Origin of the sequence: Kroppenstedtia guangzhouensis, from assembly GCF_014637345.1 — a bacterium.
Classification (GTDB): Bacteria; Bacillota; Bacilli; order Thermoactinomycetales; family DSM-45169; genus Kroppenstedtia; species Kroppenstedtia guangzhouensis.
In genome coordinates this window covers 1-6,469 of record NZ_BMEX01000038.1, presented here as the reverse complement: position 1 = coordinate 6,469, position 6,469 = coordinate 1, and the positions used below count along the sequence as shown (strand labels likewise).

The 6,469-nt window shown below is 48.7% G+C and carries 3 protein-coding genes; all 3 read left to right on the top strand.

Translation table 11 applies throughout. The features are described 5' to 3' along the window. Positions 1-1,486: thioesterase domain-containing protein (locus IEV46_RS17415; RefSeq protein WP_229736206.1), on the top strand; the 1,486-nt coding region annotated here is incomplete at its 5' end. Then, entirely contained in the window at positions 1,486-2,379 is an 894-nt protein-coding gene (locus IEV46_RS17410) for a GHMP family kinase ATP-binding protein (RefSeq protein WP_188433821.1), read from the top strand. The genes IEV46_RS17415 and IEV46_RS17410, both read left to right, overlap by 1 nt. 172 nt (positions 2,380-2,551) lie before the next feature. Then, the coding region (locus IEV46_RS17405) for a non-ribosomal peptide synthetase (protein ID WP_188433819.1) at positions 2,552-6,469 on the top strand (3,918 nt) is incomplete at its 3' end.

Sequence of the window (6,469 nt, the reverse complement as noted above, 5' to 3'; positions counted from 1 at the left end):
TTCGGAGGAGCCGGGTTCCCGGTTGTATAAAACAGGGGACAGGGCCCGCTATCTTTCGGATGGGAACCTGGAATATCTGGGACGGTTGGACGATCAGATCAAGTTACGTGGCTACCGTATTGAGCCTGATGAAATCCAAGGGGTGTTGCTCCGACACCCGGCAGTTGCAGAGGCGGTGGTGATCCTGCGTGAAGACAAACCGGGGGATCCGCGCTTGGTTGCTTATGTGACAGTTACCGAAGGACATGAACTGATCCTTCACGATGTGAAACAACATCTTGCCGATTTGTTGCCATCCTATATGGTTCCATCTGCCGTCGTGGTGCTAGATCGCATCCCGCTGACCGTGAACGGAAAAGTGGATCATAAGCAACTTCCGCCTCCAAATACCTTGGTGCTTCAGGATACATATGCACCACCGCGGGATCTGAATGAGTTGGATATGGTACAGATATGGGAGAAGCTGTTACAAATCAAACCGATTGGCATTCACGATAATTTCTTTGCGATCGGTGGGCATTCGTTAAAAGCATTGCTTCTTATAGAAAGCATTCGTGAACGATTCGGCATCCAGCTTCCGATGACCACACTGTTCCAAAAACCGACAGTTGCAGAACTGTGCAGATATCTGGACGGTCAGACGAAATTGAATGATGCTTGCTTAATCAAGCTTCAACAGGGAAATGGCACACATCCACCGCTGTTCTTCGTGCACCCACAAGGAGGGGGTGTTTTGCCTTATGTCCATTTGATCAAAGAACTTGGACCTGAAGAAACGGCATATGGCTTACAGGCGCTAGGCTATGAGTCGGATGCTCAGCCATTGACATCGATTGAAGACATGGTTGATCGATATGTGGAAGAAATTCGCCGTTTGGTGCCGCGGGGTCCGTACCGTCTGGTTGGATGGTCCTTTGGTGGTACGGTGGCTTATGAGATGGCGAGACAGTTGGAGGCTTTAGATGAGAAGGTGGATTTTATTGGACTGTTTGACGTCAAGCCACTGGACCGCCACGGAGAAAGACAAGAAGAGTTTACTGTGCATGACGCGATGGTCTATTTCGCTATTCTGTTTGATCTTGATCCCGATCCGTTTACAAGGATGGATTTGGAAGAAGGGCTCAACCAGCTCCTTCGGCGGGCAAAAGAGCGGGGAGTATGGCCGCCAGGCATGACTCTTGACTCGATGCGCCGTAAAATCGATGTGCTGGTTGCATGTGGACAAGCGACAACAGATTATCGATATCATGGGCCGATTCGTTCTGATCTTCATCTATTTCGGGTAAACCAAAAGTCAAAACACGGACATGAACTGGTGGATCCGGCAGAGTGGAAACCTCGTACTACTGGTCAGGTTCACGTTTTTCATGTGCCAGGTGATCACATCACGATGGGGGATCCACCCCATGTAGAGGTTCTTGCCAAGGCAATGAAGAGGGCTTGGACCCAGATGACCATCTCACCGTCGGCTGGAGGTGGGAGCTGATGCAGGAACGATGGAAAACAGATGGCACAGCAGTCCGTCCCAGAATTGGAACGGGTACCGCGTTTGGGACCTTCGGTGAGCTGTTGCAGGGTGTTCACGCTGATAACGATCTTGATTTTTTGGTTACCTTCCCAATCGACCGGAGATCAAAGGTTATACTTCAACCCGATTCATCAAGGGAATTGAAAGTAGTGCCCGAATTTAAACAGAAATCAGTTCAATTGGCTGCACGATTGTTGGAATACTTTAGCCTCCCATGCAAGGGGTTACTGTTGATTGAGAGTGATCTGCCGATCGGAAAGGGGCTTGCCAGTTCTTCAGCAGATCTTTTGGCAACGGCGAGAGCGATCGAGTCATGTTATGGAATCGACATCCCGATTTCCTTGCTTCAAACGTTCATGGCAGAAATTGAGCCGACCGACGGAGTGATGTACCCTGGAGTCGTTTCCTTCTATCATCGAAAAGTGGAGCTTGGTGAAATCTTCGGGCCGATGCCGCGTCTGACAGTGGTTGCCGTTGACGAAGGCGGTGAAGTGGACACCATTGAATATAACCGCTTACGAAAACCTTACACATCAGAAGAGAAATTGGAATACACATACCTGATGAATCGCCTGAAAATCGCTTTTCAAGAGCAAGATGTCTACACAATCGGTCAGGTAGCCACCCGAAGTACCATTATGAATCAATCAAGACAGGAAAAGCGTTCGTTGAAGCATTTGTTGCAGCTTTCCCACGAGCAAGGGGCACTCGGTATTGTAAATGCACACAGCGGAACCTTTATCGGTCTCCTGTTCTGGAAAGAAGATCGTGACTATGAGCGCAAAGTGGCAGAAACAATAGAAAAACTGAAACAAACCTATGTCAACGTATATGTATATCATTCTCTCTAAAGAGTTGTGAAAAAGTGATTGCAAGGGAGGAGGGGTGGGCTTCACATGAAGTACCTTTGGCTCGCAAGAACAACGAATTGGAATGTGAAACCCAATCCCGACTCTCCATGGGTGCATTAAATTACAATGCTTCTAAACTCTTTGGAATTACATTTTTAAAGGATGGTTATGGATGGACCAGTTTGTGAATCGAGTGACTTCATCAGATCAAGTTCCTTTGATCGCATTGCCGACTGATCAGGCAAGACAAAAAGTGACTTCATTTTCATCTGAGGAGCAATCCATTTCAGTGACATGCTCCGAAGAATTGAATCAAGTCGCCTGTCAAGCAGGAGTTGAACCGAGCACAGTTTTGTTGGCAGCTTATTCGGTGTTTATCCACCGATATTCTTCACAGGATGAACTGATCATCGGTCTGATGGATACTGATCCCTTTCAGATGATCCATTTCGATTATTCAGAAGATGTTTCATTTAGGCAAGTGCTGAAACAGTTGAAGCACTGTCTGCAAAAAAAGGATCTTGCTCGGGAACGGTTATTGGAAAAAGAGCCCGTACAATTGTTATTTCACAGTACGAAACATCAAACCGGCATGAATGAGAAAGTAAGGGATGGATATGACCTGTTGATGGTTTGCCGTTTTGAGAAGGAAATTGTGGATATCAGTTTTCTCTATAATGGTCAACTGTTCGATGATTCGACTGTTGCTCGCATGTTGATGAATTTTCAAGTCTTGCTGCAAGGAGCCCTTTCCACTCCGGAGAGGGCTGTTGGGCTTCTTCCGCTTTTAGGGGAGGCGGAAGTGCACAAGTTGTTGATTGAGTGGAACGAAACGGATCACCCCTATCCGACCACCGCCTGTATTCACGATTTGTTTGAGTATACCGCTTTTCACAATCCGGATCGGATCGCGTTGGAATTTGAAAAGCAGAAACTCACTTACTATCAGCTCGAAGAACGTGCCAATCGGCTGGCTCACTATCTCCGGAAACAGGGTGTTGAGGTGGGCGTGAAAGTGGCCATTTGTATGGAGCGTACGCCGGAAATGGTGATTGCTCTGCTCGGTGTGCTCAAGGCAGGGGGTACCTATGTCCCGCTCGATCCAACTTTCCCCAAAGAGCGTCTGACATATATGTTGGAAAATTCTAGTTCCCGAGTAGTGTTGTCAGATCAGCCATTCATTTCTTCCTTGGTGCAGCCAGATGTTCAAAGCATCAATATAAAAACAGTTGCCGTGGAGATCGCCGCTGAATCCGGTGAAAGGCCTGCGATTCAGGTGTCAAGCGACCAGACTGCTTTTGTCATTTATACATCGGGCTCAACGGGAAAACCAAAGGGAGTTCAAGTTACGCACCGCTCCCTCGTCAATTTACTGACACAAGCGGAGAAAGAACCGGGAATCTGTGCGGATGATCGTTTTCTGGCAGTGACTACGTTGTCTTTTGATATTTGTGCCCTGGAGTTGTTTTTGCCCTTGAAAGTGGGTGCGACGATTGTATTGGTTCGACGCGAGGTCGTGATGGACGGTGAGCGTCTGGCCAGGGTGATCGAGACAAGCGAAGCGACAATCATGCAGGGGACCCCGACGATGTGGCGTTTGTTACTGGCATCGGGTTGGGAAGGGAGTCCCCGATTGAAGGTTTTGTGTGCTGGTGAACCGTTGACAAATGAATTGGCACAAAAGCTGCAAGAGTGCAGTGCAGAGCTGTGGAATCTCTACGGACCGACTGAGACAACGGTCTGGTCGACAGTGCACCATGTAACTGAGCAGAAAGGACCGATCCCGATCGGTCGTCCGGTCATGAACACCAAGCTGTATGTACTGGACGCAAAGATGCAACCGGTGCCGATTGGTGTATCTGGGGAATTGTATATCGGCGGTGACGGTGTGTCACAAGGCTACTTGAATCGCCCTGATCTAACCGCTGAGCGTTTTTTGCCCAATCCGTTCACAGGGAAGGGGTGGATCTACCGTACTGGGGACTTGGCGCGCTATCTGTCTGACGGCAAATTGGAATGTCTGGGTCGCATGGATCATCAGGTGAAGCTACGCGGTTACCGAATTGAACTTTCTGAGATCGAGGTGGTATTGCAACAGCATCCAGCTGTCGGTCAAGCGGTGGTGATCGATTACGAGGACGAAGTTGGCGATAAGAGGTTGATCGCTTATCTCCTCCCGGCCGGGGAGTCATTGCCTGCAGACAGGGAGTTGCGAAACCATTGTTTCACCCAATTGCCAGAGTATATGGTGCCCTCTGCTTATGTGGAATTGGATGAAATTCCGTTAACACCCAATAGGAAAGTGGACCGCCGTGCCTTGCCTGCACCCGATCCAACTCACATAAAGGGAAAAGATGACATCACCCTCCCACGTACTCCTGTGGAAAAAAAGCTGGCTGCTATCTTCAGTGAGCTGCTCCATGTGGAAGCGGTTGATATCCATGACAGTTTTTTTGATATCGGTGGACATTCTTTACTCGCCACTCGACTGATTTCACGAATGTACGATGAATTTCAGGTGAAACTACCCATCCAGTCGCTATTTCAATTGAAATCAGTCGAAAAATTGTCCCGACGGATCGAGCAAGCATGGATGAATGGGAACGAGACAGAGGACCATTCATTGCGTCGGATCCCGCGGGATGGGAAATTGCGTTTGTCATTTGCTCAACAGCGAATGTGGTTTCTACATCGTCTGAATCCGGAAAGTACCGCCTACCATATCCCTACAGTGATGCAACTGGAAGGATCCCTTGATACAGAAGTGCTTATGGAGAGTATCCGTGAAATCATTCGCCGCCATGAGTCTTTTCGAACCAGGTTTTGCGAGGTGGAGGGAGAGCCTGTACAAGAGATTTTGGAACCGACGGAGTTTGAGGTACCACTGATTCACTTGAGACAGGCTGACCGGGATCAGGTTTATCGCTTAGCGAAAAAATTGGTAGATGACCCCTTTGATCTGTCCCAAGGTCCATTATTCCGTGGTGCACTGGTGCAGATCAGTGAACAAGAGCACTATCTGGTCTGGGTGGTGCATCACATCATTTCAGACGGCTGGTCAGCAGAGCTGTTCAAGAAAGAACTGGCTACCTTGTATCGGGCTTTCCTGACTGGAGAATCATCGGCATTGCCTGAGCTTCCGATCCAATATGCCGACTATGCTCATTGGCAACAGGAATGGATGAAAGGGAGTGTGATGAGGCAACAGTTAAGATATTGGAAGAAACAGCTCAGCGGTACTCCGCCTTTATTGCAATTGCCGGTCGACAGGCCGCGCCCGGCGATGCAGTCCTTCCGTGGCGCCATTCATCGATTTTCCATTGCAAAGGGATTGTATGAGCAGATTAAACAGTTGTCCCATGAGGCCGATACGACACTGTTCATGACGCTGTTTGCCTCATTCAACACATTACTCCACCGCTACAGCGGGCAGGAAGATCTCTGGGTCGGATCGGCGATCGCTAACCGTAACCGTACCGAGATTGAAGAGTTAATGGGTTTCTTTGTGAATACGCTGGTGTTGCGGACCGACTTTTCAGGTAATCCAACTTTTCAAGACTTGTTGAAACAAGTGCGGGATGTAGCTTTGCAAGCGTACGAAAATCAGGATGTTCCCTTTGAAAGGTTGGTGGAGGAACTCCAACCGGAGAGGGATCTCAGCTATTCACCGCTGTTCCAAGTGATGTTTGTGATGCAAAACACCCCGGTTGAAGAGGTGGACGCGCCTGAATTGAAGATACGCCGGACTGAATTTGATTCCGAAACGGCTAAATTTGACCTTACGATGTTTGTGACGGATAAGGAAGAAGAGTTGCTGGTAAGTTTGGAATATAATACGGATTTGTTTGACACTGCAACCATCGAGCGAATGGCAAGCCATTTTTGTTGTCTGCTCCGCGGTATTGTTGCTAATCCACAGCGGCGGGTGGGTGAATTGCCGTTGCTGACCCAGGAGGAGCGCGAATGGATCCTGTCGGAGTGGAATGACACAGAAGAGGAATTTCCGCAAGAGCTCCTGCATGATCGGTTCGCTGCCATCGCTCAACAAATGCCGGAACAAATAGCAGTGGAAGCGGATGGCGTGACATTG

Excerpts from the sequence above, each read along its gene's own strand:
- IEV46_RS17410 (WP_188433821.1), top strand. The coding sequence starts at position 1,486 with ATGCAGGAACGATGGAAAACAGATGGCACAGCAGTCCGTCCCAGAATT.